General features: G+C 69.6%; 25 protein-coding genes and 1 pseudogene. 9 read left to right on the top strand and 17 right to left on the bottom strand.

Translation table 11 applies throughout. From position 1 onward, the window contains the following. Nucleotides 1-20 precede the first annotated feature (20 nt). Entirely contained in the window at nt 21-1,136 is a 1,116-nt protein-coding gene (locus QN245_RS17195) for a Gfo/Idh/MocA family protein (protein ID WP_184448318.1), read from the top strand. 120 nt (nt 1,137-1,256) lie between these two features. Here QN245_RS17195 and rlmM read toward each other — a convergent pair whose 3' ends face one another. The 7 genes from rlmM to QN245_RS17160 all read right to left on the bottom strand — a co-directional run bounded on the left by rlmM (nt 1,257) and on the right by QN245_RS17160 (nt 7,624). Continuing rightward, nucleotides 1,257-2,321, bottom strand: coding sequence for a 23S rRNA (cytidine(2498)-2'-O)-methyltransferase RlmM (gene rlmM / locus QN245_RS17190; protein WP_317843741.1), 1,065 nt, complete (start codon nt 2,319-2,321; stop codon nt 1,257-1,259). A gap of 22 nt (nt 2,322-2,343) precedes the next feature. After that, entirely contained in the window at nt 2,344-2,904 is a 561-nt protein-coding gene (locus QN245_RS17185; RefSeq protein WP_017914178.1) for a nucleoside deaminase, read from the bottom strand. Then, on the bottom strand, nt 2,904-3,311 hold the full coding sequence (locus QN245_RS17180) for a hypothetical protein (protein WP_317843740.1): 408 nt from the start codon (nt 3,309-3,311) through the stop codon (nt 2,904-2,906). Before QN245_RS17180 ends, QN245_RS17185 begins: the two co-directional genes overlap by 1 nt. 59 nt (nt 3,312-3,370) lie before the next feature. Continuing rightward, nucleotides 3,371-3,751 carry an STN domain-containing protein gene (locus QN245_RS17175; RefSeq protein ID WP_184644393.1) on the bottom strand — a complete coding sequence of 127 codons (381 nt, stop codon included), beginning with the start codon at nt 3,749-3,751 and terminating at the stop codon, nt 3,371-3,373. Nucleotides 3,752-3,798: 47 nt separating this feature from the next. Continuing rightward, a complete protein-coding gene (locus QN245_RS17170) occupies nt 3,799-4,758 on the bottom strand; it encodes a DMT family transporter (RefSeq protein ID WP_317843739.1) in 960 nt (319 codons plus the stop codon). A 30-nt stretch (nt 4,759-4,788) separates the two neighbouring features. After that, nucleotides 4,789-5,565 (bottom strand): AraC family transcriptional regulator, encoded by a 777-nt coding sequence (locus QN245_RS17165; RefSeq protein ID WP_317843738.1) that lies wholly within the window; start codon nt 5,563-5,565, stop codon nt 4,789-4,791. Nucleotides 5,566-5,869: 304 nt separating this feature from the next. Then, complete coding sequence (locus tag QN245_RS17160) at nt 5,870-7,624, bottom strand: glutamine--tRNA ligase/YqeY domain fusion protein (protein ID WP_317843737.1); 1,755 nt, start codon at nt 7,622-7,624, stop codon at nt 5,870-5,872. A 259-nt stretch (nt 7,625-7,883) separates the two neighbouring features. On the opposite strand from QN245_RS17160, the gene QN245_RS17155 reads away from it, so the two are divergent. Next, complete coding sequence (locus QN245_RS17155) at nt 7,884-8,111, top strand: putative signal transducing protein (RefSeq protein WP_017915895.1); 228 nt, start codon at nt 7,884-7,886, stop codon at nt 8,109-8,111. A 150-nt stretch (nt 8,112-8,261) separates the two neighbouring features. Further along, nucleotides 8,262-8,912 carry a peptide-methionine (S)-S-oxide reductase MsrA gene (msrA, locus tag QN245_RS17150; protein WP_317843736.1) on the top strand — a complete coding sequence of 217 codons (651 nt, stop codon included), beginning with the start codon at nt 8,262-8,264 and terminating at the stop codon, nt 8,910-8,912. Here the strand turns inward: msrA and QN245_RS17145 are convergent. From QN245_RS17145 to ahpC, 8 genes are all read right to left on the bottom strand, one after another. Beyond that, entirely contained in the window at nt 8,858-9,598 is a 741-nt protein-coding gene (locus QN245_RS17145; protein ID WP_160966916.1) for a hypothetical protein, read from the bottom strand. The genes msrA and QN245_RS17145 overlap by 55 nt on opposite strands. A gap of 115 nt (nt 9,599-9,713) precedes the next feature. Beyond that, a complete protein-coding gene (locus QN245_RS17140; protein WP_317843735.1) occupies nt 9,714-10,946 on the bottom strand; it encodes a hypothetical protein in 1,233 nt (410 codons plus the stop codon). Between the two features lie 175 nt (nt 10,947-11,121). Then, a complete protein-coding gene (locus QN245_RS17135) occupies nt 11,122-11,691 on the bottom strand; it encodes a type 1 glutamine amidotransferase family protein (RefSeq protein WP_317843734.1) in 570 nt (189 codons plus the stop codon). A gap of 286 nt (nt 11,692-11,977) precedes the next feature. Continuing rightward, a complete protein-coding gene (gene tal / locus QN245_RS17130) occupies nt 11,978-12,946 on the bottom strand; it encodes a transaldolase (RefSeq protein WP_317843733.1) in 969 nt (322 codons plus the stop codon). A 57-nt stretch (nt 12,947-13,003) separates the two neighbouring features. Further along, nucleotides 13,004-13,435 carry a nucleoside diphosphate kinase regulator gene (gene rnk, locus QN245_RS17125; protein WP_167087300.1) on the bottom strand — a complete coding sequence of 144 codons (432 nt, stop codon included), beginning with the start codon at nt 13,433-13,435 and terminating at the stop codon, nt 13,004-13,006. Between the two features lie 113 nt (nt 13,436-13,548). Continuing rightward, nucleotides 13,549-14,502, bottom strand: coding sequence for a LysR substrate-binding domain-containing protein (locus tag QN245_RS17120; RefSeq protein WP_184448307.1), 954 nt, complete (start codon nt 14,500-14,502; stop codon nt 13,549-13,551). 152 nt (nt 14,503-14,654) lie between these two features. Next, complete coding sequence (gene ahpF / locus QN245_RS17115) at nt 14,655-16,247, bottom strand: alkyl hydroperoxide reductase subunit F (RefSeq protein ID WP_317843732.1); 1,593 nt, start codon at nt 16,245-16,247, stop codon at nt 14,655-14,657. A 160-nt stretch (nt 16,248-16,407) separates the two neighbouring features. After that, complete coding sequence (gene ahpC, locus QN245_RS17110; RefSeq protein WP_043093067.1) at nt 16,408-16,974, bottom strand: alkyl hydroperoxide reductase subunit C; 567 nt, start codon at nt 16,972-16,974, stop codon at nt 16,408-16,410. 237 nt (nt 16,975-17,211) lie between these two features. Here ahpC and prmC point away from each other — a divergent pair, with 237 nt between their 5' ends. From prmC to pip, 4 genes are all read left to right on the top strand, one after another. Then, the gene (gene prmC, locus QN245_RS17105; protein WP_317843731.1) at nt 17,212-18,045 is read left to right on the top strand and encodes a peptide chain release factor N(5)-glutamine methyltransferase; all 834 of its coding nucleotides are present in this window, start codon (nt 17,212-17,214) and stop codon (nt 18,043-18,045) included. Between the two features lie 387 nt (nt 18,046-18,432). Next, entirely contained in the window at nt 18,433-19,029 is a 597-nt protein-coding gene (locus tag QN245_RS17100) for a hypothetical protein (protein WP_237475313.1), read from the top strand. Next, nucleotides 19,026-21,389, top strand: a complete 2,364-nt coding sequence (locus QN245_RS17095; protein WP_317843730.1) for a Tle-like phospholipase domain-containing protein — start codon at nt 19,026-19,028, stop codon at nt 21,387-21,389. The genes QN245_RS17100 and QN245_RS17095 overlap by 4 nt, the downstream gene beginning before the upstream one ends. 120 nt (nt 21,390-21,509) lie before the next feature. Beyond that, nucleotides 21,510-22,451, top strand: a complete 942-nt coding sequence (gene pip, locus QN245_RS17090; protein WP_160966934.1) for a prolyl aminopeptidase — start codon at nt 21,510-21,512, stop codon at nt 22,449-22,451. 122 nt (nt 22,452-22,573) lie between these two features. Here the strand turns inward: pip and QN245_RS17085 are convergent, their stop codons facing one another. Beyond that, nucleotides 22,574-23,458, bottom strand: a complete 885-nt coding sequence (locus QN245_RS17085) for a transglutaminase-like domain-containing protein (RefSeq protein ID WP_317843729.1) — start codon at nt 23,456-23,458, stop codon at nt 22,574-22,576. 403 nt (nt 23,459-23,861) lie between these two features. On the opposite strand from QN245_RS17085, the gene QN245_RS17080 reads away from it, so the two are divergent. Next, nucleotides 23,862-24,533 (top strand): DUF7716 domain-containing protein, encoded by a 672-nt coding sequence (locus QN245_RS17080; protein WP_317843728.1) that lies wholly within the window; start codon nt 23,862-23,864, stop codon nt 24,531-24,533. A 70-nt stretch (nt 24,534-24,603) separates the two neighbouring features. On the opposite strand, the gene QN245_RS17075 is transcribed toward QN245_RS17080, so the two are convergent. Next, nucleotides 24,604-25,488, bottom strand: a complete 885-nt coding sequence (locus QN245_RS17075) for a LysR family transcriptional regulator (RefSeq protein WP_184448300.1) — start codon at nt 25,486-25,488, stop codon at nt 24,604-24,606. On the opposite strand from QN245_RS17075, the pseudogene QN245_RS17070 reads away from it, so the two are divergent. Next, nucleotides 25,483-26,044: pseudogene (locus QN245_RS17070) on the top strand (MFS transporter); the annotation flags it as partial. The gene QN245_RS17075 and the pseudogene QN245_RS17070 sit on opposite strands and share 6 nt — an antisense overlap. Nucleotides 26,045-26,048 lie beyond the last annotated feature (4 nt).

The raw sequence follows: 26,048 nt of genomic DNA, 5'->3' as shown, positions 1-26,048 counted from the left end.
CCGTCCGGTTGGAGTCGCGCATGTCACCTTCCTCGCCGAATCGCCGCCGTCTGTTGCTTGCCGGCCTGTCCGCGGCCGGTGCCGGCATGCTGGGACCGATGGGGTGGGCGGCGACGCCATCGCGGCGGCGCAAGCCGCTGGGCGTGGCCCTGGTCGGGCTGGGCGAGTACGCCAGCAGCCGTCTGGCGCCGGGTCTCACTCTGACCAGGCATTGTCGCCTGGCCGGCATCGTCACCGGCTCGCCGCAGAAGATCCCGCAGTGGCAGGCGCGCTATCGCATCCCGGATCGCAACGTCTACAGCTACGACGACCTGGAGCGCATCGCCGACAACCCGGACATCGACGTGGTCTACGTGGTCACGCCGCCGCACCTGCACGCGCCGCTGAGCATCCGCGCCGCCGCCGCCGGCAAGCACGTGTGGTGCGAGAAGCCGATGGCGCTGCATGCCGAGCAGGCGCAGGCGATGATCGAGACCTGCGCGCGCAACAAGGTGCGGCTGAGCATCGGCTACCGCATGCAGCACGAGCCCAATACCCGACGCCTCATTGCCCTGGCCGGCGAACGCCCGTTCGGGGCGATGCGCCGCGTGCGCGCGGAGGCGGGCTACGCCGGCTATGGCGACACCGACCCGGCGCAGCGGCCATGGCGGCTGCGCGCGGAGTATGGCGGTGGGGCGATGTACGACATGGGCGTGTATCCGCTCAACGCGGCGCGCTACACGACCGGCACCGAGCCGCTGGCGGTCAGCGCGCGGCGTTCCACGGAGCGGCCGGCGCTGTTCGACGAGGTCGACGAGCACATGCATTTCACCCTGGAATTCCCGCACGAGGTGACCGCCACCTGCGCGGCCAGCTTCGGCCGCACCATGAACCTGCTGCGCGCCGAGTGCGCGAACGGCTGGTACGAACTGGCGCCGTTCCAGGCCTACGACGGCGTGCGCGGCCGGGCCAGCGACGGCCGCCTGTTCGACGCGCGGGTGCGGCACCAGCAGGCGCTGCAGATGGACGAGGACGCGCTGGCGATCCTGCACGGCACGCCGCTGCGCGTGCCCGGCGAAGAAGGCCTGCGCGACATCCGCATCGTCGAGGCGATCCAGCGTTCGGCGCGTGCGGATGGGGCGCGGATCGTGCTGTAGCGGCGAGCGGAGCCAATGCGCTCTTGGTAGGCGCGGCTTTAGCCGCGATGGGCGTTATCGGGAAAGCCCATCGCGGCTAAAGCCGCGCCTACGAAACGCCGGATGTGGACGCGCCGCCGCTCAGCCCGGTATCGCCAGCACCGTGATCTCTTCGCGGTCGTGGTAGAGCTGCTTGGCGCGCAGCTGCAGCGGGCGCTCGGCGCGTTCGGCGAACAGGTCCAGGCATAGCCGGGTCTCATCCCAGCGTTTCTTCATCGGCAGCTTCAGATTGAAGATCGCGTGCCGGCACCAGCCCTCGCGGAACCAGGTGGCCATGCGCTCGGCGACACGGCGCGGTTGCTCGACCATGTCGCAGACCATCCAGTCCAATGGTTGCGGTGGTTTCCAGTGGAAGCCGTCGGCGCGCAGGTGGTCGACCAGGCCGCTGTCGAGCACGTGCTGGCGCAGCGGACCGTTGTCCACGCTGGTCACGTGCAGGTGCTGGCGGGTCAGCACCCAGGTCCAGCCGCCGGGGGCGGCGCCGAGGTCGGCGGCGCGCATGCCCGGGCGCAGCAGCGTCTCGCGCTCGTGCGGGGTCAGCAGTGCCAGCAGCGCTTCCTCCAGTTTCAGTGCCGAGCGCGAGGGGGCCTCCGGCAACAGCTTCAGGCGCGGAATGCCCAGCGGCCACGGCGCGCTGTCCTCGCTGTCGGCCACCGCGAGCAGGGCGTGGGTGCCGGTCACGAAGCAGACGTGCAGGCGCGGCAGCCGCGGCTGCGGCTTGTCGCTGAGCAGGCCGGCCTTGCGCAGGGCGGGTCGCAGCGCGTTGCCGAAGCTACGCGCCAGGCCCGACAGCGGCTTGCCGGCGTCCGAGTCCGGATGTTCGACCCACAGGTCGCCGAAGCGCGGCTGCCCGGCCAGCGCCTGCAGGATCGGTGCGATGCGGTCGCTGGCCGGCAGTTCGCGCAGTTCGGCCAGCAGGTGCAGCTTCTGCCGGGCGAAGATCAGCCCGCGCCAGGGCAGCGCCTGCGCCGGCACCGCGGTGTCGGCGAGCAGCAACGCATAGCCGCTGTTGCGCTCGGTGCGCGCGTAGGCGGCCAGCCCGGCCTCGCCCGCGCGGGCGTTGAGCTCGCCCGCCAGTTCGGGTTCGAAGCCGGGCCGGCAGTAGCACAACAGGCCATGGACCAGCGGGCCGTTCTCGGGGGACATGGGCAAGCCTTCGCCGGCGGCGTCAGTAGCGGGGGCTGTCGAGTTCGCCGTAGCGGCGCAGCACCGCGCAGGCGGCGTCGCGGTGCAGGCCGCGCACCACCTCGATGCCGCGGCGCTGCAGTTCGCCGACCCAGTCGGCCGGCAGCGGGCCTTCGTCGAACGGGGTCAGCGCCATCACGTCCTCGGCGCTGGCGCCGATCAGCAGGCGGTCGATGCCGGCCCAGATGGTCGCGCCGTAGCACTGGCAGCACGGCTGCGAGGAGGTGGCCAGGGTCACCGGCGACAGCACCGCGTTCAAGCGCGGGGTCTGCAGGCGCTGCTGGGCCAGCATGTAGGCCATGTTCTCGGCATGCGCGAGCGAGGTGGTCTGCGGCACCACCCGGTTCACGCCGACGGCGATGATGCGGTGGTCCGGGCCGAACACCGCCGCACCGAACGGGCCGCCGCTGCCGGCGTCCACGTTCAGTCGCGACAGTTCCACCGCCAGCGCCACCTTGTCGGCGTCGCTGGCGTAGACGGCCTGCGGATCGACCGCTTCGTGGATCCAGGCGGGCAGGGTGAGGTGGACTTGCGCGTAGAGCATCAGCGGACGGGTTCGGCAGGCTGGGGGGCGCGCAGTGTATCGGCTTGCGCGGGGCGCGCGCTGCATTGCCCGGCCACGCAGGAGCAGCCGGCGATGGCGCGCGAGCCGCACACGCTCATGCGCCCGCTGGCCTGGCACTGCGCCATCACCCCCTGTGGATCGGTGGGGCTGTCGCGGTTGACGCACGCCGGCATCGCGCCGCAGCAGTTGCCGACGTTCTTGACGGTGCAGTCGGCATCGGTGCGGCAACTGCTGTCGACCTTGATCGGCAGGCCTGGCGCGGACGCCGTGGGTGCCGGCGCCGGTTCCGACGGTTTGGCGGTTTCGCTGCGCGCGCAGGCGCTGGACAGCAACATGCCGGCGATCAGGCACAGGGAACACAGCAACGACGCGAAATGGCGGGGCATGGCGACCTTCCGTGCGGTGGAGTGCGGCCATGGTAGCAACCCACCGCGCCGCCGCCGGGTCAGCGGCGCACGACGGTCATCGCGTCTGCGCTGTCCTGTGCGATCCGCAACGCGGTGCCGTCCAGTGCCTGGTGCAGCGCCTGGCGGATGCTGACTTGTCCCTTCACCGCGTTGACCGGCAGCGACGCGAGGCTGGGGTCGCGGTACACGACCATGCAGCCGGTGGCGTGGGCCAGTTGCTGCGCTACCTCATCGAAGCGCCCGGCCGGCAGGTCGTAGGCGTGGTCGGGGACCGCGTCGCACTTGCCGGTCGTTGCCGGTGCGCTGGCGGTGGCGGCTGAATCCGGGGCCGCGCCGGACGAGGCGGTGGAGGAGGCGCAGCCGGCGAGTGCGATGGTCAGGGCGAGGGCGGGGCAGCTACGGCGCAGGACGGTGTGCATGGCGCGATTCCCGTGGGGAGGACCTGCGCCAGTCTAGGCGGCGTGGCTTAACCGGGCTTGGCTTCGTGCGCAGGGGATTGCGGCCGCGCATGCACCAGGGTGCACCACAGCACGCCGCCGAGCAGGCAGGCGATCGCCAGCAGTTCCAGCGGGTTCGGCCAGCGCTGCTCCCACAGGAAGCCGTACAGCAGCGCGAAGACCGTCTCGAACACGATCATCTGCCCGACCAGGGTCAGCGGCAGCAGCCGGCTGGCGTGGTTCCAGCAGGCGTTGCCGATCACCGAGGCGAACAGCGCCAGCACCAGCGCCAGGCCCCAGAAGCGCATCCAGTCGGGGCCGGCATGTGTCGTGTCGGCCAGGGCGAAGGCCGGCAGCGCCAGTACCAGGGCCAGCGCGCCGGTGACCACGCCGGTCAGCAGCGACCAGTCGCGGCCGGACAGGTCCGGGCGTCGCCGCAGCCAGCGCGCGTTCTTGATCGAATAGGCGGTCCAGCACGCCAGCGCGCCGACCGCGCACGCCAACCCGGCCGCGCGCAGGCCGAGGCTGGCCGGAATATGCGGCCGTGCGACGGCCAGGGTCTGCGCCGCGACCAGCGCCACGCCGAGCACGCACAGCGCGCAGGGCGCGGCGAGCCGGCGCAACCGCACTGCGCCGGCCGCGCGCGAGCCGATCACGGTGACCGCCGCCGGCAACAGGCCGATGATCAGCGCGGTGGCGGCGCCGCCGGCCCACTGCACGGCGCTGCCCAGCAGCACGTAGTAGACGATGTTGCCGAGCAGGCTCAGGCGCAGCAGCGCCCACCATTCGGCGGCACCCAGCGGCGCGGTCGCGGTGCGCCAGCGCGGCAGCAGCACCAGGGCGGCGATGGCGCCATAGGCCAGGTAGCGCGAGACCGCCAGTTGCAGCGGCGAGAAGGCGCTCAGCAGTTGCGGCACCAGGAACACCAGTCCCCACAGCGCGCCCGCGGCCATGCCGCTGCCGACCCCTGCCCATAGACGTTCGCGCATGCGTTCCGGTTCCGTTGCTGCGGTGTCGGCTCAGCATGCCGCCAGCGGCGGGCGCCGGCTTGTCCCAGACTCCTGTCCTGGTGCTGGACGATGACGGCGGCGGTAGGCGGCCGGCGTCTGCCCGGTGCTGCGCTTCAGCGCGTGGGTCAGCGCGCTCTGGTCGGCATAGCCGCTGTCCTGGGCGATTGTGGCGATCGGCCGAGTACCGTGCGCCAGTTGCTGGCGCACCCAGTCCAGCCGGCGTGCCGCCACCCAGTCCTGCGGCGTACGCCCCAGCGCGGCGCGAAACAGCGCGTGCAGGCGGCTCGGGCTCAGGTGCGCCAGCTGCGCCATGCGCCGCACCGGCCAGTCCTGGCCGGGCGCGGCCTCGACGCGTCGGCACAGCGCCTGCAGCCGCTGCCAGCCACGGGGTGCGGTGTCCGCCTGCAGCCAGGCCAGCACGGCTGCGCCGGCGCGAGCATGGGTGAGGTCGAGGTCGGGATACGGCGCCTGCGCGGCGAGCAGGTCCTGCAAGGGCGGGGGCAGGTCGAGAAAGGGCTGTCGCCGCAGGCGTTCCAGCGCATCGTCGCCGAACGCATCGGTGGCGCAATCGACGATCAGGAAGCGGTTTGCGTCCAGCGCGGACTGCGCATGCCGGGTCTGCGGCGCGACCACCGCGGCGCGGAAGCGGTCCAGATAGCCGCCGCGGCCGTCCACTTCCAGTTCCAGCGTGCCGTGCAGCGGCAGCACCAGCTGCACGTGGCCATGCTGATGAGCGGCGCCGTCGCGGCCGTAGCTGCGCAGGCTGAGGGAGGCGGCGGGGGACATGCCCGTTACGCTAGCGCGCGGGTAGTTGTGAGGGGAAGGGCTGAGATTGGGGATTGGGGTTTTTTGCAAGATCCCGATGCGGGCACCGCCGTTGTAGGAGCGGCTTCAGCCGCGACCGGGCATTCGCGGTAACGCCTTGTCGCGGCTGAAGCCGCTCCTACGGACGCGTCGAGCGGGTCGGTTGCGGTGCGCCTGGCGATGTGGCGGCGCATACCGTGCGCCGGTCGTGGCCGGCGCTGACTCATTGCAGGCGATGGCGTGCGCTGACGCGTGCGGCCGTGAGGACCACACGCGCAGCAACGCCTCAGGCGCCGCCCTGGCCGGCACTCCAGGTATCGCGCAGGGTCACGCTGCGGTTGAACACCGGCGCGTCGGCGCGGTGGTCGTAGCGGTCGGCGACGAAATAGCCGGTGCGCTCGAACTGGAACGCCTGCTCCGGCGCGGCCTGCGCGGCGGCGGGTTCGACGTAGCCACGCACGCTGCGCTTGGAGTCGGGGTTGAGGTGGTCGCGGTAGGTCTTGCCGTCGGACTCGTCGTCGGGCTTCTCCACCGAGAACAGGCGGTCGTACAGGCGGATCTCCGCCTCCACCGCGTGGGCGGCGCTGACCCAGTGGATGGTGCCCTTGACCTTGCGGTTGGCGCCTTCCATGCCCGGACGCGATTCCGGGTCGAGCCAGCCGCGCAGTTCCACGATCTCGCCGGCGTCGTTCTTGATCACCTCGTCGACGCGGGCGATGCCGGCGCCGCGCAGGCGCACTTCGCCGCCCGGCACCAGCCGCTTCCAGCCCTTGGGCGGGACTTCGGCGAAATCCTCGTGCTCGATCCACAGCTCGCGCGAGAACGGCACCTCGCGCGTGCCGAAGCTGTCGTCCTTGGGATGGTTGGAGAAGGTCAACGTCTCGCTGTGGCCTTCCGGGAGATTGCTCAACACCAGCTTCAGCGGCTCGATCACCGCCATGCGCCGCGCGGCGTGCGCGTCCAGGTCTTCGCGCAGGCAGCCTTCCAGCACCGAGAAATCGATCACCGAGTTCTGCTTGCTGATGCCGACGCGGTCGACCAGCAGGCGCAGCGCGGCCGGCGTGTAGCCGCGGCGGCGCAGGCCCTGCAGGGTGTACATGCGCGGATCGTCCCAGCCGTCGACCAGGCCTTCGGTCACCAGTTGGGTCAGCTTGCGCTTGCTCATCACCGTGTAGTTGATGTTGAGTCGCGAAAACTCGATCTGCCGCGGCTTGCCCGCCTCGCGCGGCAGGCCCTTGTCCAGCAGCGGCTGCAGCAGCTCCGGATGACCGGCCAGGTCGACCTTGTCCACGCACCAGTCGTAAAGCGGGCGGTGGTCCTCGAACTCCAGCGTGCACAGCGAGTGGGTGATGCCTTCCACGGCATCGCCCAGCGAATGCGCGAAGTCGTACATCGGGTAGATCGGCCAGGCGTTGCCGGTGTTCTGGTGCTCGACGTGCTTGATGCGGTACAGCGCCGGATCGCGCAGGTTGATGTTGCCGCTGCTCATGTCGATCTTGGCGCGCAGGGTGCGCGCACCGTCCGGGAACTCGCCGGCGCGCATGCGCCGGAACAGGTCCAGGTTCTCCTCGACGCTCCGGGTGCGGTACGGCGAGTCGCGGCCGGGCTCGGTGAGCGTGCCGCGGTACTCGCGCACCTGCTCGGCGGAGAGGTCGCAGACGAAAGCGTGGCCGTCGCGGATCAGCTTCTCGGCGGCCAGGTAATACACCTCGAAATAGTCCGAGGCGTGGCGCAACTCGGCCCAGTCGAAGCCCAGCCAGCGCACGTCGTCCTGGATCGCGGCGACGAATTCGGGGTCTTCCTTGGCCGGATTGGTGTCGTCGAAGCGCAGGTTGCAGCGCCCGGCGAACTCGGCGGCGATGCCGAAGTCCAGGCAGATCGCCTTGGCGTGGCCGATGTGCAGGTAGCCGTTGGGCTCGGGCGGGAAGCGGGTGCGGATGGCCGTGTGCTTGCCGCTGGCCAGGTCCTCGCGGACGATCTGGCGGATGAAGTCTTTCTTCTCGGCCGGGGCGGAGGCGTCGGTAGCGGGGGTGTCGGACATGCGCGCGTCAACAAATTGGGTGCGCAACAGTCTACTCGGGTCAACAATCGTTGACCCTATGTCGATGTTTGTTGACGCACAGGGGCTTCTGTCGGCTGGCTGCGACCTGCGTCCACGGCGTACTCTGCCGATCTTCCACTGCGAGAACGCGCCATGCCCTTGCCCTGCCTCGCCATCGGCGCCAAGCGCCCGTCCCCGGGCATGCGCTGCGCCTCGCTCGAAGTCGCCAACGTCGCCGTACACGGCTGAGGAGCCGATCATGCAGATCGCCTACCGTGCCCAGCACCTGATCGATGCGCATCTGGCCAAGCATGCGCTGGAGGACGCCGGCATCACCGCCTTCGTGTTCGGCGAGGCCCTGCTCGGCGGCGCGGGCGAACTGCCGTTCGGCGTGGTCCAGGTCTGCGTGGCCGACGAACTGCTGGAAAAGGCCCAGGAAGTGCTGATGGCCTTAGGCCTGGGCGGGCAGGTGACGCGGGCGATGTAGGTTGGGGGCCGGGATTGGGGATTGGGGATTCGCAAAGGCAGCATCCCGCTTTTGCCAATCCCCAATCCCGATTCCCCAATCCCGGCCTTGAAACGGCCATCAGGCAGCGCCATCCACAAGGCATCGCCGTCGCTGCCAGGAGTCCGTGCCATGTTGGGAATCGGTGCCTTCAAGCAGCGTCTGCCGCGTCCGGGCGAGAGCCTGCCGGGACGCGCGCAGCCGCTGCCGCTGCACAACCGTCACTTCGTCAATGGCCATCCGTTGCGCGACGCCTTCGCCGGGCTGGAGCAGGTGCAGTTCGGTCTGGGCTGTTTCTGGGGCGCCGAACGCAAGTTCTGGTCGCTGCCGGGCGTGTTCAGCACCGCGGTCGGCTACGCCGGCGGCGAGACGCCCAATGCCACCTATCGCGAAGTGTGCTCCGGCCAGACCGGCCACACCGAGGCGGTGCTGGTGGCGTTCGATCCGCAGGCCGTGCGCTTCGAGCAGTTGCTGCAGACCTTCTGGGAGAGCCACGACCCGACCCAGGGCATGCGCCAGGGCAACGACACCGGCACCCAGTACCGCTCGGCGATCTACTGCACCACCCAGGCCCAGTACGACGCCGCGCTGGCCAGCCGCGACGCCTACCAGCAGCGCCTGGACGCCGCCGGCTACGGCGCCATCACCACCGAGATCCGCTTCCCGGCGCCGCCGTTCTACTACGCCGAGGACGAGCACCAGCAATATCTGGCCAAGAACCCGGGCGGCTACTGCGGCCTCGGCGGTACCGGGGTGAGCTGTCCGATCGGGCTGGAAGCCTGAGCCTCAACGCGGAGGCTGCGCCGCGGCCGACCGGCGCTCGGCTGCGGCGCGCCTGTACGCTTCGTGCGGGCTGCCCGTGTCCGTCCTTTGCTGGCCGGGAGCGGCTGAAGCCTGGGGTACTTCTGATCGAAGTCGCTTGTGAGCCGGTAAGCAGCTTCCGCACACGCGGAGAGCCATGCCAGAACGGGGGTCAATAGCAACATCGCCAGCGCGATCCCACCGGCAATTTGTTTGGATGGCTCAAAGAGATTGAAGGCGGCAGGTGCAAGCAACCAGGGGGCGAATGCGGCCACGTACAGCGCGATGGCCGCTTTTCGATAGCTTCCGGCTGATTTCCAATTTCCTTTGGGCACGAAGCGCGACTTGTCGTTCGACACGCCAATCATGCCCTTGGCCATCTTGCAGTAAGTCAGCACCCGGACTGCATTGCTGCGCTCCAACGCGATTCTGATGTCGTCGCCGTCGAGATTGCCGCCAATGGCATTGCCGACCGCGATCTGCAAGGCGGCCGCATCCGCATGCCGCCAAGCGCCGCCCAGCGAAAGCGCATAAAGGCGTTGCGTGCGTTTCACGGAGAGACCGAGAAAGCCCGTCCTCCATTTGAGGAAGAACATGGGAAGCGCGCCGGCGGCGGCGATGACGCCGGCGATGTTGCTGTAGCGACCTGCGAACTCGGCGAGTGACATGCTGCGTCTCCGAACTGAATTCGGCTGCATCAAGCCACAGCCCTCTCTCAAAGAGCGAGACCGATCCTCGATGGGCGCGGCGCCGGCGTGCGTCCGGCCGCCCGCCATCATCTGCTTATTTGGTGATGCCCGCGGTGCCCTTGCCGGTGGCGGGCAGCAGCCGTGCCGCGTAGCCGGAAAGCTGCAGGGCCTTGCGCGGCGACAGGTCGGCCTTGAGTCGTGCGATCGCCGCCTCGCCGTCGCGATTGCGGCCGAGCGCGTAGTCGGTCCGTGCCAGTTCCAGCGTCGCGCGCTGGCGAACCGTCAGGTTGCCGAAGGGGTCGAAGAACGAATCCACGCGCGTGCGGTCCTGCACGCCGGTCCAGCCGAACGCCAACGCGGCCGGGGTTTCCTCGGCGAGCCGCGCGTAGCGGCGCCGCGCCTCGGCCGGTGCGATCTGGCCGCGCAGCAGGGCCAGGCGGGTCCGCAACAGCGCCGTTTCGGCGGCCGGCGCCTCGGTCGCGTATGTATCCAGAACGTGCGTCATCCAGGCCCAGTCGACGTTGCCGGTGTCGGCCTGGGCGCCGAGCAGGTTGAAGGCCAGGATCGCCGCGCGCTGCGTCGCGGTGGTGGCGCGCTCGACCGCGTCCGCCGTGGGCCGACCCAGCGTCGACGGCTGTACCAGCGCGATCGCCGGATCGTGCGCGAGGATCGCTTCGAGGTCCGGCTTGTGGAAGTAGCCGACCACCACCAGCACGGTCTTGCCTGGATGCGCCAGCGCCGCGGCGCGGATGCGCTGGGCCTGCAGGAAGGTGCGGTACAGGTACAGGCGCCGTGGCAGGTCCTGGTCGGCGCGCGGCGCCGGGGTCTGCGCCCACTTCTGCACCGCGGCCAGGTTCTCGGCCGCATCCGCCGCGAAGAAGTCGCGTTGCAGGGCGGCCTTGTCGGGGAACGCCAGGAAGCCCTGGAAACCCTGCTCACGGCGGAGTTCCAGCGGGGTGTCCAGATCCATGCCGAAGCCGAGTCTGGCGTCCTCCACCGGCGGCATCCAGTCGATCGGGCACACGGCCACCGCGTGCGTCGCGGCGTAGGGCAGGATCACGCCCTGCACCTCGTAGGTGTACTCGTAGTAATCGCCGCGTGCCGCCTGCTCCGGCGGGCGTTCGATACACACCGCGTCCGGCGCGAGTTGCTCCAGGAATGCCGCGAGCACCCCCGGCTGGTCGCGTTCGGAGACCAGTTGTGCGGCGTGCTCCACGCCCAGGATCGCAACCCGGGTCGGCGTCGGCGTGGCGGACATGCCGGTGGCACTGGCGGTGGCACCGGCAAGCGCCAGCGAAAACAAACAACGCGCCATCCATCCGCGCATGCAGCCTCTCCTGTCGAAGTCGTGGAAGCACCCTGCCGGCGCACCTGGGACAGGCGCCGCGCCATGGCGCGACCGCGACGTCGCGCTCAGCCGCCGATGGCGTACTGCAGGGTGTGGCGACAAGTGTAGTCATGCGGCACGGCCGCCGTCTGCATGACAGGTGGCACTGGTCGCGCTACACGAACTCGGCGGCGAACATCTGCCGCATCTGCGCGATCTGCGCCTCGCGTTCGGGATGCAGCAGGCGCAGGCATTCCTCGGCGAAACTGACCGGGCTGGTGCCGGGGGCGGTGATCAGGCCGCCGGCGCTGACTACGCGGCGGTCCTGGTAGTGCGCGCTGCCGGCATAGACGCCGGCGTGCTCGCGCAGGAAGACCTCGGAATTGCTCGTGTGTGGGCGGGTATCGAGCAGGCCGGCGTAGGCCAGCGCCAGGGTCGCGCCACAGATCGCCGCCACGCCGCGGCCAGCCTCCAGGCGTTGTTGCAACAACCCGCTCAGGCCCGGGATCTCGCCGGCCTGCCAGCGGTCGCTGCCGGGCAGCAGCCACAGGTCGGCGTCCAGCGGCGCCAGGTCCGACAGCGCGTAGGTGGGGTGGAGGTCCAGTCCGCCGATCGAGCCGACCGGCTTGCCGTCGATGCTGGCGATCTGGATCTCGTCGCCGAACCAGGCCCGTGCCGCCGGCAGGATGATGCCGATTTCCCAGTCCGCCACGCCGTCCACCATCACTACCGCGATCGTTGCCATTGCCTTGCCTCTGCATTCGGGCGCGCAGCATAGCCCGGCGAAAGTTGCGGCCGCGCCAACGCGGTGTCGAAAGCATCGTGGGTGAGGTGCATTGCGCCTGAGCCTGTTTTCAGGGTCCCGTGTGCAGTGCGCATTGGTACTCGCGCGGTGCGACCGCCTGCACCGGCGGCATCCGATCGAGAGGGCGGGCGGCAGCGAGCCAGGGATCCGCTTTACCGATTTCCCATTTCCCGTTTCCCCATTCCCGCCCCCAAGCGCGGCATCGCCGCGCTTGGGGCTGCGCCGCTCAGCCGACCAGCTTGTGCCGGATCGTGTCGCGCAGGGTCTGCAGGTCCTTGGCGAAGGTGTCGATGCCGCCGGCCAGCTTCTCGGTGGCCATCGGATCGGCGGCCAGGTCGTCGGCGAAGCGCTTGGCGTCGATCGGCTCCACCTTGGCGCCGTCGGCCTGGCCGGGCGAGAGCTTGCGCGGCAGCGGGCCATGGTCGGCGTCGAGCTTCTCCAGCAGGTCCGGCGAGATGGTCAGGCGGTCGCAGCCGGCCAGTGCCTCGATCTGCGCGGTGGAGCGGAACGAGGCGCCCATCACCACGGTCGCCGAGCCGCGGCGCTTGAACTCGTCGTAGACCCCGCGCACGAACTTCACGCCCGGGTCCTCGTCGATGGTCGCCGGGGTCTGGCCCTTGGCCACGTACCAGTCGAGGATGCGGCCGACGAACGGCGAGATCAGGAACACCCCGGCCTCGGCGCAGGCCAGCGCCTGGGTGCGGTTGAAGATCAGGGTCAGGTTGCAGTCGATGCCGTCCTTCTGCAGCTGCCGCGCGGCCTCGATGCCTTCCCAGGTCGCGGCGACCTTGATCAGGATGCGGTCCTTGGCAATGCCATGTTCGGCGTACATGGCGATGAACTTGTGCGCCTTGGCGATGGTGGCGGCGGTGTCGTGGGCCAGGTCGGCGTCTACCTCAGTGGAGACGCGGCCGGGCACCAGCGCGCTGAGCTTGGCGCCGACGCCGATGGTCAGGCGGTCGGCGATCTCGTCGACCAGGGCGGCGTGGTCGCCATCCTGGCCGCGCGCCCAGGCCAGCGCCTCGTCGATCAGGTCGGCGTAGACCGGCAGGTCCAGCGCCTTCTTCACCAGGGTCGGGTTGGTGGTGCAGTCCACCGGCTTGAGCCGCTTGATCGCGTCGTAATCGCCGGTATCGGCCACGACCACGGACAACTCGCGCAACTGGGCGAGCTTGGAGGGGGCGGAAGAGGTCATCGGTATCTCTCGGGAACGAGTGGGAAAACGCGTGGAACAAGGATAGGGCCGCGCACGTTAACGCGCTGCGCGCGCGTTGTCGTCGTCGGCGCGCTGCACCGCGGTCACGCGCAGGCGCAGCGGGCGTCCGCCGGGCGCCTGCCAGTCGATGGACTGGCCTACGGCCAGGCCGAGCAGGGCGCTGCCGACCGGGGCCAGCACCGAGATGCGTGCATGCGCGGCATCGGCTTCGTGCGGATAGACCAGGGTCAGATGATGGCGTTCGCCGTGCAGTTCGTCTTCGCATTCCACGCGGGAATGCATGGCGACGATGCCGGGAGGAAGTTGGTCCGGCGCCACGACGGTGGCGCGGTCGAGTTCTGCGCCCAGCGCGAGCGCGGCCGGGTGCTGATGCAAGGCAGGGGAGTCGAGCAGGGCTTCCAGGCGCGCGAGGTCGCGGCTGGAGACGATCAACGAGGGCGGCAGGCCGCTGTGGTGTTGCGAGGTCATGGACAGGCTCCGGTTTGGTTGGCACAACGAATGGGGGCGGCACCGCGCCGCCCCCGTTCCCATTGTGCAAGCAAGCCGGCGCCGATGCGACGCCGCGGCCGGCCCGGCCCTGCTCAGGCCACCTGGCGCGGCGTCTGGCTCGGCAGCGGGGCCTGCGCCGGCAGGGTAAACAGGTCTTCGGGCAGCGCGCCGAACAGGTGCGCCAGTTGCTGCAGGAACGCGCCCATCGCCGAACTGCGCCGCCACAGCATGGCGATGCGCCGGCTTGGGCCGCCGTCGGGCGCGAACGGCAGCAGGCGCAGATTCGGCGGATTGGCCACCGGCGGTTGCACCGCCAGCAACGGCAACAGGGTCACGCCGACGTTGGCGGCGACCATCTGCCGCAGCGTCTCCAGGCTGGTGGCCTGGAACTCGGCCTTCTCCAGCGCGCCGGACAGATGGCACACGTCCAGCGCCTGGTCGCGCAGGCAGTGCCCGTCCTCGAGCAGCAGCAGGCGTTGCGCGTGCAGTTCGTCCATGGTCAGCGGGGTCGGCCGCCGCGCCAGCGGATGCTGCTCGGGCACCGCCAGCACGAACGGTTCCTCGAACAGGAATTCGGCGTGCAATTGCTCGTCGTGCAGCGGCAGCGCCAGCAGCGCCGCGTCCAGCCGGCCTTCGCGCAGGCGGGCCAGCAGCACGTCGCTCTTCTCTTCGATCAGCAGCAGTTCCAGCTGCGGGAAGCGCTCGCGGATGCGCGGGATCACGTGCGGCAGCAGGTACGGGCCAAGCGTGGGAAAGATGCCCAGGCGCACGGTGCCGGCTTCCGGATCCTGGCTGCGCCGCGCCGCCTCCTTCATCTGCTCGATCTCGGCGACGATGCCGCGCGCGCGGCTGGCGGCTTCGCGTCCGGCCGGGGTCAGCATGACCTTGCGCGGGGCGCGTTCGACCAGCGGCACGCCCAGTTCGTCCTCGAGTTTCTTGATCTGCGTGGACAGCGTCGGCTGGCTGACGAAGCACGCCGCGGCGGCGCGCCCGAAATGCTTGTGATCGGCCAGCGCCACCAGGTATTTCAGATCACGCAGGTTCATCGGCGGAGTCCTTGAGACGCAGCGGCGGGAGGTGACGCAGGGTCACAGCATAGAGCGTGTGGTGCACGTGACGGCGAGACAGATGGGGCGTGCGCCGTGGAGGTGGCACGCCCTGGCCCCGCGCCGGCAATGCGGCGCGGGACGGGTGCGGATCAGGCCGCTTCGGCGACGCTGCCGCTGGCGACCGGTGCGCTGTGGCGAATCAGGTGGTCGAACGCGCTCAGCGCCGCCTTGGAGCCTTCGCCCATGGCGATGATGATCTGCTTGTACGGCACCGTGGTCGCGTCGCCGGCGGCGAATACGCCCGGCAGCGAGGTCTGGCCGCGGTCGTCGACCACGATCTCGCCGCGCGGCGACAGCGCCACCGTGCCCTGCAGCCATTCGGTGTTCGGCAACAGCCCGATCTGCACGAAGATGCCTTCCAGGCTCAGGCGATGCACGTCGCCGCCGACGCGGTCCTTGTACACCAAGCCGGTGACCTTCTGCCCGTCGCCCAGCACCTCGGTGCTCTGCGCGTTGACCAGGATGTCGACGTTGCCCAGGCTGCGCAGCTTGCGCTGCAGGACGTCGTCGGCGCGCAACTTGCTGTCGAACTCCACCAGGGTGACGTGGCTGACGATGCCGGCCAGGTCGATCGCCGCTTCCACGCCGGAGTTGCCGCCGCCGATCACCGCCACGCGCTTGCCCTTGAACAGCGGGCCGTCGCAGTGCGGGCAGTAGGCCACGCCCTTGTTGCGGTACTGGTCTTCACCGGGCACGTTCATCTGCCGCCAGCGTGCGCCGGTGGACAGGATCACCGTGCGGCTCTTCAGCGAGGCGCCGTTGGCCAGCTTGACCTCAACCAGGCCGTCGGCACCGGCCGGCACCAGCTGTTCGGCGCGCTGCAGGTTCATGATGTCCACGTCGTACTGGCGCACGTGCTGCTCCAGTGCCGCGGCCATCTTCGGGCCTTCGGTTTCCTGCACGGAGATGAAGTTCTCGATCGCCATGGTGTCCAGCACCTGGCCGCCGAAGCGCTCGGCCGCCACGCCGGTGCGGATGCCCTTGCGCGCGGCGTAGATCGCCGCCGCCGCGCCGGCCGGGCCGCCGCCGACCACCAGCACGTCGAACGGCGCCTTGGCCGCGATCGCCGCCGCATCGCGCTTGGCCGCACCGGTGTCGAGCCGGGCCACGATCTGCTCCAGGGTCATGCGGCCCTGGTCGAACACTTCGCCGTTGAGGTACACGGTGGGCACCGACATGATCTGCCGCGCCTCGACCTCGTCCTGGAACAGCGCGCCGTCGATCGCCACGTGCTGGATGTTCGGGTTCAGCACCGCGGCCAGGTTCAGCGCCTGCACCACGTCCGGGCAGTTCTGGCAGGACAGCGAGAAATAGGTTTCGAAGCGGTACTCGCCGGGCAGGTTGCGCACCTGCTCGATCAGCTCGGCGGTGGCCTTGGACGGGTGGCCGCCGACCTGCAGCAGCGCCAGCACCAGCGAGGTGAACTCGTGGCCCATCGGCAGGCCGGCGAAGCGCAGGTGGATGTCCTGGCCCGGGCTGTTCAGCGCGAACGAGGGGGCGCGCTCGCCGCTGTCGCGGTGCACGTCCAGGGTGATCTTGTCCGACAGCAGCACCAGGTCCTCGAGCAGGTCGAGCATCTCGCGCGACTTGGCGCCATCGTCCACCGACGCGGTGATGTGGATGGGCCGGACGACCCGCTCCAGGTAGGCCTTCAACTGGGTTTTCAGATCGGCATCCAACATGGCGGACTCCTGACGTTGGGCAAAACGAGGGGGAGACGAGCTGCCGGAGCAGCGCGCCGCGAAGAGGGAGGAGGGATGAACCGCAGCCGGCGCCGGCGGGCGATGCCGGCTGCGGTTCACCCCCACCCCCGCGCTAGGCGGAGATGGGAGCGAGGGCGGCTTAGATCTTGCCGACCAGATCCAGCGACGGCTTCAGGGTCTTCTCGCCTTCCTTCCACTTGGCCGGGCACACCTCGCCCGGGTGCGCGGCGACGAACTGCGCGGCCTTGAGCTTGCGCAGGGTCTCGGTGACGTCGCGGGCGATCGCGTTGTCGTGGATCTCGAGGGTCTTGATCACGCCTTCCGGGTTGATCACGAAGGTGCCGCGCAGGGCCAGGCCTTCTTCCTCGATGTGCACGCCGAAGGCGCGGGTCAGCTGGTGGGTCGGGTCGCCGACCAGCGGGAACTGGGCCTTGCCCACCGCCGGGGAGGTTTCGTGCCACACCTTGTGCGAGAAGTGGGTGTCGGTGGTGACGATGTAGACCTCGGCGCCGATCTTCTGGAACTCGGCGTAATGCTCGGCGGCGTCTTCCACTTCGGTCGGGCAGTTGAAGGTGAAGGCGGCCGGCATGAAGATCAGCACCGACCACTTGCCCTTCAGGTCCGCGTCGGTGACTTCGATGAATTCGCCGTTGCGGTAGGCGTTGGCCTTGAACGGCTGGACCTGGGTGTTGATCAAAGACGACATGGAGTTTCCTCGTGGTTGCAATAGGGGTCGGGGGATGGAACGAGCCTCATGATAGGGGGCGCCAATAGATCCCTCAAATCGATTGATGGAATTGAATAGATAGGTTTCTTCTATCGATTCTCAAGCCTGGCTCTTTGCTGCACTGCCGCACGATGGCGCCAGCCACCCTTGGCGCATGGGCGTCGGTCCGTTCTACCACGTTGGCTTTTCCGCGCTCGCTGCGTCATCGTGACAGCGATGAATGCGCCTACCCCCGAGTCCCTGCTGCGCGCGGCCTGCACCCAGGTCGAGCGCGGCGATGCCGAAGCCCTGCTGCTGCACGCCCTGCAGCGCGACCGTGCATGGCTGTTCGCGCACGCCCGCGAGCCGCTGGCGGACGAGGCGGCGGGCCGGTTCCAGGCGCTGCTGGCCCGGCGTGTACAGGGCGAGCCGGTGGCCTACCTGACCGGGCGGCGCGGGTTCTGGACCCTGGACCTGGCGGTCGGACCGGCCACGCTCATCCCACGCGCGGACACCGAGCGGCTGGTGGAACTGGCGCTGGAGCGGGTGGATACGGTGCCTGGCCGCCGCGTGGCCGACCTCGGCACCGGCAGCGGCGCGATCGCCCTGGCCCTGGCCAGCGAGCGGCCGCAGGCGCAGGTGCTGGCCACCGACCTCAGTGCGGCTGCCCTGGCGGTGGCGCAGGCCAATGCGCACGCGCACGGCCTGGACAATGTCACCTTCGCCCACGGCGCCTGGCTGGAACCGCTGGCCGGCCAGCGCTTCGATCTGATCGCCAGCAACCCGCCATACATCGCTGCCGACGACCCGCACCTGCAGCAGGGCGACCTGCGCTACGAACCGGCCAGCGCGCTGGCCTCCGGCCCCGATGGCCTGGACGACCTGCGCCGGATCGTCGCCGATGCGCCGGCGCATCTGCTGCCCGGCGGCTGGCTGTTGCTGGAACACGGCTGGGACCAGGGCCCGGCGGTCCGCGCGCTGTTCGAGGCGGCCGGCTTCGCCGAAGTGGCGACCTACCAGGACCTGGAAGCGCGGGATCGGGTCACGCTGGGGCAGCGCCTGGCGGCGTAAGCCGGCAGCGGTGGATGGAACGCCGCGACGTGCTTGAGCGCGCTCGGTTCGGGCGGTGGCGCGACGTTATTCGTAGACAAAACGTGATCCGCCGATTCGGCAACCACGCCTCGCATCAATAGCGGGGCCTGTCGGCAGCGCCGTCGCAGACCGGCGCGAGGAATGTCCGTGCCGCCTGAACCTTTCCCAGGCCACGCCTGCCGGCCTGCCTTCGCGCGCAATCGACGCGCCGCGGTACCGTGCTGCACGTTGAATATTGCCTGCAAGACGGTTGGGGCTGTCGCGGTGCATGACCGCTACGAGCGGAGCCGGGGAGGGGTAGGCAGGCTGGAGCGCCATATCGCCATCGCGTTGGCGCGCCTGTCGGCCGCGGCGTAGAGTGCCCGCATGAAAACCCGAATGGCTCTGGCTGCATTCACCCTTTCCATCACCCTGACGGCAGGATGTTCCATGACGCACGGCAGTCCGAAAAACCCCGCGAAGAATCCACACCCGGTCAAGCGCTACGAGGTCATCGCCACGTCGCAGGCTCCCGGGCCGTGGGATTCGATCGAGGGTTACATCGGATATGACGTGGTCAACAAGAAATGCTTGCCGATGGACTCATTCCTCGGCGAGCAGGACGTGCCGAACATTGGCGTCGATATTGAAATGACCCGCATGGACGAGCACACGTGGAAAGGGTATTTCTATCGCGATGCCTTGCAGGACGAGGACTACTACAAACTTGGCGTCTGCCACTGGGACGTGACCAGTGTCGCCATCACGGCGGTCGCCAAGGGCGTCAGGTTCAACTGGAGCCACACGTTGAATACTCTCCTGCGCGATGGCCTGCAGACGAGCTATTTCAAGAAGAGCGTGTACGGCGACCCCGCCGCCGCGCGCCATGGTGCGCAAACCCTGACCGCTGAAGATCCCGACGTCGCCCAGCATCCCGATGCGTACTTTCCCGTCACCGTCGTCGTCAAGGATGTCATCCCATGAGCCACATCGATCAGGTGCGCGCCGATGCTGCCAACGACGCCTATGTCAACCGCTCGCAGCGCGATGTCGAAACGTCCAAGGCCGTTGCCCTGGACGGCAAGGACTACACCGTCTTCGGATATGCGAGCGACCCGATTACCGGCTTTCATGCAACCGCCTATCAAAACGTGGCGGCGCCGCATGACATCGTCATCGCCTATCGCGGCACCGATCCGGCGCTGTTTTCCGGGGCTACCAGCGCGGAAAGACGGGACCATGCGCTGACCACGCTGCAGGACATCGCTGTCGACGCCAAGATGGTGCGCGACAACGTCAATCCGCAAAAAGCCGCCGCCGATGCGTTCACCGCGGAGATGCTCGCCAAGGCGGCCGACCGTGGCATCCCCAGGGACCAGGTCTCGGTCGCCGGCCATTCCCTTGGCGGTGCGCTGGCGGAAATCGAGGCGGCCAGGTACGGGCTGCGCGGCGCCACCTTCAATGCCTACGGTGCGGCACAGCTCACCGGCGGTGCGCCGCAGCCCGGCTGCCAACTCACCAACTACCGCATGGCCGGCGATGTGGTGAGCGCGGCCAGCCCGCACGTTGGCAAGGTGGTATCGCTGGCCAGCCAGGACGACATCCAAAGCCTGCGTGCTGGCCGTTACCTGGATGCGCCGGCCGGCGCGCCGCCCCCGAACGTGCTGATCGCGATGCGCCTGGGCGATCACGGCGGCCAACAACACTTCGGCAGCCAGAGTCCGGGCAACATGCTGGAACCCACCCGCTTCGCAGAGGCGGTGCAGCGCTCTGCGGCGCATGAAGCGGCCATCGCGCAGTTCCAAAGCGATGTCACCCATCACCGCGGGGAACTGTCGCTGGCGCTGCGGCAGATGCAGGCAGGCGATGGCCAGCGCCTGCTGCCCCCCGGGGTCCAGCGGCAAGTGAACGAATACCTGACCTTGCATGCCGAGCAGCCCATTCGAGACGGGATCGAAGGCAACGGTGTCGTGCGGGGCGTGCAACATGGCCTGCAATCCGGCGCCGATGCCGTGCGCGCCGGCGGTCGCTACGTGCAAGCGCTGGACGAGCGCATAGCGATCGTGGCGCGGGAAGGCGGGCGCTTTACCGGACCCTTCATCCCCGTGGCGCCATTTGCCGGACATGTGGTGGGCGAAGCCGCCCGTCTGCACGGGCAGGGTACGGATGCGGCAGCACGTTGGGTGAGCGGCGGGCTCGAGTCGGCCAAAGGCGCCGTGGAGCGAGGCGCACACGCGGCGGCCGAAGCCGTGGTCGAGAAGATCCATGATCCTCGTGTACAGGCGCGCGTTGCCAACGTCGCCAATCACATCGTCGATGCCTACGATGGTGCGCGGGTCGCGGCGCAAACCGCCACGCAGACCTATCAGCTCGGCAAGCAAACGGTCTCCGATGGGATCGATCGCGCCGAACGTGCGGTGACGCAAACCTACGACGCGACCAAGCACGTGGTGACCGAAGGCGCGCAGCAGGTTGGTCGCGCCGCCACCCAGACCTACGACGCCGCGAAGCATGTGGTGACCGAAGGCGCGGAGCAGGTTGGGCGCGCGGCCACTCAAACCTACGGCGCGGCGAAGCATGTGGTCGCAAACGGTGTGGAGCATGTCGAGCGCACGGTCACGCAGACCTACGACGCGTCCAAACACGCAGTGACCGAAGGCGTGGAGCAAGCTGGACGTGCGGCCACCAGTGCCTATGATGCGGCGAAGCAAGCGGCCGACAGCGCCGCGCGGGTGGGTACGCAGGCGTACGAGACCGCAAGGCAGACCGCCACGCAGGGCATCGATGCGGCCAAGCACGCGGCGGGCCAGGCCTACGACACGCTGACCCATCCCGGGCAGTGGTTCCAGCGCAGCGCGCCGGCCAACGCGCCCGCGCAGCCGCACCCGCAGGCGCCTGCCGCGACGCATCCGCATGGCGCGGCGACGACGCCTGCTTCAGGAGCCCACTCGGCACCGTCGGCCGGCCATACGGCCGATCGTGCGCAGAACCTGGGCGCGCTGCCTGCGTCCGATCAGGCCATGTTCGCGCGCATCCGCAAGGACGTGCCGGCGCATATCGACGATGCGCACGTCGCGCAGGCGATGCTCGGCGCCAAGCAGGCCGGCATCGCCGGCGCGAACAAGATCGACCGGGTGCAGGTGGCCGGCGACAAGCTGTGGGTGTCCGGTACCACGCCGGGGTTTCGCGCCGCCACGGACGTGGCGCAGGCGGCGGCACCGATGCACGAGACGGTGCAGCAGACGCAGGCGTTCAACCAGCAGCGCGAGCAGCACTTGGCCATGGAAGCGCAGCAGCGGCTGCAGGACGCCCCTGGCGGCAGAGGCGCGCCGGCTCTCGGTTAACGCCGACACCGGTTGGCCGATCGGCGCTGCGTCAGGTCCGTTCGCGGCCGGCCGTTGCCGGTCGGCGCCGCCCATCGTGGCGCGCATGGGTAGAATCGCGGTTTTCCCGCAGGAGTCGCCATGCGCACGCTGTATCCCGAGATCGAGCCGTTCGACAGCGGCATGTTGCCGGTGGACGCACGGCATACCCTGTCCTACGAACAGTGCGGCAACCCGCACGGCAAGCCGGTGGTGCTGCTGCACGGTGGCCCGGGCGGCGGCTGCAACGCCAAGATGCGCCGCTTCCACGATCCGGCCAAGTACCGCATCGTACTGTTCGACCAGCGCGGCTCCGGCCGTTCCACGCCGCATGCCGACCTGGTCGACAACACCACCTGGGACCTGGTCGCCGACATCGAACGGCTGCGCACGCACCTGGGCATCGAGCGCTGGCAGGTGTTCGGCGGCAGTTGGGGCTCGACCCTGGCACTGGCCTACGCGCAGACGCATCCTGAGCGCGTCACCGAGCTGGTGCTGCGTGGCATCTTCATGCTGCGCCGCTGGGAACTGGAGTGGTTCTACCAGGAAGGCGCCAGCCGCCTGTTCCCCGATGCCTGGGAGCACTACATCGCGGCGATCCCGCCGGTGGAGCGCGCCGACCTGATCTCCGCCTTCCACCGACGCCTGACCAGCGACGACGAGGCCACCCGCCTGGCCGCGGCCAAGGCCTGGAGCGTGTGGGAAGGCGCGACCAGTTTCCTGCATGTGGATGCCGATTTCGTCGACAGCCACGAAGACCCGCATTTCGCGCTGGCCTTCGCCCGCATCGAGAACCACTACTTCGTCAACGGCGGTTTCTTCGAGGTCGAGGACCAGCTGTTGCGCGACGCGCACCGTATCGCCGACATCCCCGGGGTGATCGTGCACGGCCGCTACGATGTGGTCTGCCCGCTGGCCAACGCCTGGGACCTGGCCAAAGCCTGGCCGAAGGCGACGCTGCAGATCACGCCGGCCTCGGGCCATTCCGCGTTCGAGCCCGAGAACGTCGACGCACTGGTACGCGCTACCGACGGCTTCGCCTGACGCGGGAACGGCGTGCGCCGGCGCTGGCGCATGCCGTGCCCGGAGGATTCAGGCGCGCATCGTTGCGGGTTTCCGCCGTGCGGGCGCCGCCGTCGCCGGCCACGCCATGCAGCGCAAGCGCACTACAGCGGCAGGCCGGCGTCGTGCAGTGCCGTCGTGCCGGTGGCGCCTGTCGCGGCGGGGCGTGGGTCCAGGCGCGCCTGGTCGGTTTCCTCGGTCCACACCACGAACGATTCGAGGGTGTTGTCGCCGAAGGTGTTGCTGATCGCGACGTCGGCGGCGTCGCGGCCGCGCGCGATCAGCACCCGGCCGATGCGCGGCAGGTTGTGGCGCGCATCGAAGGTGTACCAATGCCCATCGAGGAACGCCTCGAACCAGCCGGAAAAGTCCATCGGCGCGTCCGAGGCGGGGACGCCGATGTCGCCCAGATAGCCGGTGCAATAACGCGCCGGGATGTTCATGCAGCGGCACAGCGCGATGGCCGCATGCGCGAAGTCGCGGCACACGCCGCGGCCTTCCTGCAGCGCCTGCGCGGCGCTCTTGGTCGAACGCGCGTGGGCGTAGCCGAATTCGATCTGCGCATGCACGTAGTCGCAGATCGCCTGCACCCGCGCCCAGCCGGTGGGCGCGCTGCCGAACAGGTCCCAGGCCATGCTGCTGAGCAGATCGGTCTCGCAGTAGCGGCTGCCGAGCAGGTACACCAGGGTGTCGTCCGGCAACTGTTCCACCGGCGTCTGCGGCGCGTCGTAGCGGTACTGGTCGGGCAGGCCGCTGTCGCGCACCACCGCGTCGGCGCGCAGCGTCAGTACGCCGGCCGGGGCCAGCATGCGTGTGCAACTGTTGCCGAACTGGTCGCGGTAGCCGCGCAGCGGGATCGCCGGTTCGGCCTGCAGCGCGGTGGCGACGACGATGTCGGTGCGACGGCTGTCGTGGATATCGAGCATGGCCAGCACCGGGGTCGGCTGCGGGAAGTGGTAACGGATCTCGTAGCCGAGACGAATGAGCATGGGCGGTCCGGTGCGTGGCGGGACGTCCGGATGTGGACGGCGTAGTCCGAGAGTGCGCAGCGCACGCTCAGGTGGGCGTGAAGGCGCCCCCTCGCCTGTTCGGCATCCTCGGCGGGCGTGGGTCCCGAGCTGTGGCGGCGATCGGCCTCTCGGCGGATCGCCAGCGCCAGTTGGGTCGGGCCGCACGCTGCGGCACCGCGATCGCATCGCGGCGCGGTCGGCGCCGGATGTGGTCGGCGGTGGCCAAGCCAGCGAGTGCCTGCCGTCGACCGGGCACCGCGCGTCCACGTGCGGTGCGTCGCCCGGGGGGGGACAGTGAATGGCCCGGTCTCGGCGCCTCGGCGCCAGGCATGCGCACGCCTGACGTAGACTGTGCTGCCGCGCGCTGCCTGCCCGACGACGCATGATTCCGCTGTTGACCTTGCGCCAGACGCTGGACGCCTTTGCCGCCTGCAACGACGACGCTCACGTGCACGAGGCGTTCGGCTGGGTGCATGCCAGCGGCGAGGAACCACTGCAGGCGCGCTTCTGGTTGCCGCCCGACGAAGCTACCGCGTTCGACGATGCTGGTGCAGCGCCGGCGGCGGCGCGCGCGCTGGGCCTGGCGCCGTACCTGGAGCCGGCAACGTTTGCCGACGTGCTGGACGTGCAGAAGCGGCAATGCCCGTTGTCGACCTTGCAGGACTACGCGCAGGCACTGGCCTACTACGCCGAGTACGACGCGTTCCTGCAGGTCGAGGGCGTGGACGAAGCCCTCGGCGAGGCGGACGAGGACGCATGGGAGGCAGCGCGTGCGGCTGGCGTCGGTGCAGGCATCTTTGCCTCGTTCGACCTGGTGCTTGCAAGCTGCCCGCCCGAACACGTGAAGCCGGTGGCGCAGCAGGTCGCGCGCCTGCTGGATTGGCCGATCGGGCAGGCGCTGGCCGCCTGTCGTGCCGGCTCGCTGACACTAGGCGAGGCACTGGATCGTCGCCGCGCCACGGCAATCGCGACCGACTTCGCCGCACTTGGCGCCCCCTTGCAGGCGCAAGGCTACAAGGCGTTTCCGTGGATGTCGGTGCCGACGCTGAAATAGACGACGGGTTGTGCGCCTGGCGTGCGCCGTCTCTGCCGCGCGTTGCCATGCCATCGGCGGTGGGCGGGCTTCACCAGCTCCCGGCCAGCAGCGCGTCCGTCAACACGTGCAGCTTGGCCGAGCGCTGCCGTGACGGTGGATAGATCAACGATAGCGTGCGGCTGCGGCCTTCGAACGGCTGCAGCACACGTTGCAGTCGTCCGTCGGCCAGTGCATCGGCCACAGCGAAATCCATCACCTGCACGATGCCGATGCCGGCAATGGCGCCTTCGACCAGTGGATCGCCGTGGTCGAACACCATCCGCGCCGGCGGCGCGAATCCGCAGCGTTGTCCGTCCTGCAGGAACTGCCAGTTCGCCAGGCGCCCGCTGCGCGGATTGCGGATGGCCAGGCAGGCGTGATCGCGCAGCGTCTCCAGGTCGGTAGGCGTGCCGTGTGCGGCCAGGTAGGCGGGACTGGCGACGGTCACCCAGCGCAGCGGCCGCAGCGGCCGTGCGACGATGCGCCTGTCGGCGATGGGGCCGGTGCGCAATGCGGCGTCGAAACCTTCCTCGACCAGGTCGACCAGGCGATCGCTGAGCACGGTCTCCACCCGTAGCTGCGGATGCCGCGCCAGCAATGGGGCCAGCAGCGGTACCAGCACCTTGCGGCCGAACATCGACGGCGCGCTGATCTTCAGCGTGCCGGACGGCGTGCAGGAGCGGTCCGCCAGTTGCCGCTCGGCCTCGTCCAGGCCGCTCAGCAACGGCGCCACCTGCTCGACGAACTGGCGTCCGTCCGGGGTCAGCCCGACGTTGCGGGTCGTGCGCTGCAACAGCTTGACGCCGAGCGCCGCCTCCAGCCTGCCGATCGCGCGGGACAGGCCCGATTGACTGGCCCCGAGCTGGCCAGCGGCGACGGTGAAACTGCGCGCCTCCGCCACCTGCACCAGCATGCGCACGGCGTTGAGATCCATCTGGCGCTGTACTTTCAGGACGGCTACGGCTGGAGCCCGCTGCAGGCCGGGATGGCGTTCCTGCCGCCGACCGTGGTCTGCGCCGTCGGCATCCGCATCGCCGAATGCTTGCTGCAGCGGCGTTCGCCGCGGCAGGTGCTGGCCTGGGGCTTTGGCGCAGGTGCGCTGGGCATCGCGGGAGCGACCGTCGCATTGCCGCACGGCGCGGGCTATTGGCCGCTGCTGCCGGGCATTGTCCTGCTCAGCGTGGGGCAGGGCATGAGTTGGACGGCGATGTGGGTGGTAGCCGGCCAGGGCGTGCCGGCACCGCAGCAGGGGGGGGGCCTCGGGCATGGCCGCCACCGCGCAGCAGATCGGTGGTGCGGTGGGCCTGGCAGTGCTGGTGATGGTGGCCAATGCGGCGCGCGGCGCGCAACCGGCCGCCAGTGCGGCGGCGCTGGATGGGTTGGCGCGGGCGCAGTACGGGGCTGCGCTGTTCGCGGTCCTGGGCATGGTCATCGCGTTGTGCCTGCGCTACCCGCGCGGCGCATGCGGTGCAGCGCCCTGCCTGTCGCGCGAGG

Origin of the sequence: Xanthomonas rydalmerensis, assembly GCF_033170385.1 — a bacterium.
Taxonomy (GTDB): Bacteria; Pseudomonadota; Gammaproteobacteria; order Xanthomonadales; family Xanthomonadaceae; genus Xanthomonas_A; species Xanthomonas_A rydalmerensis.
The sequence above is the reverse complement of the archived record's forward strand: the minus strand, read 5'-3'. Positions and strand labels throughout refer to the sequence as shown.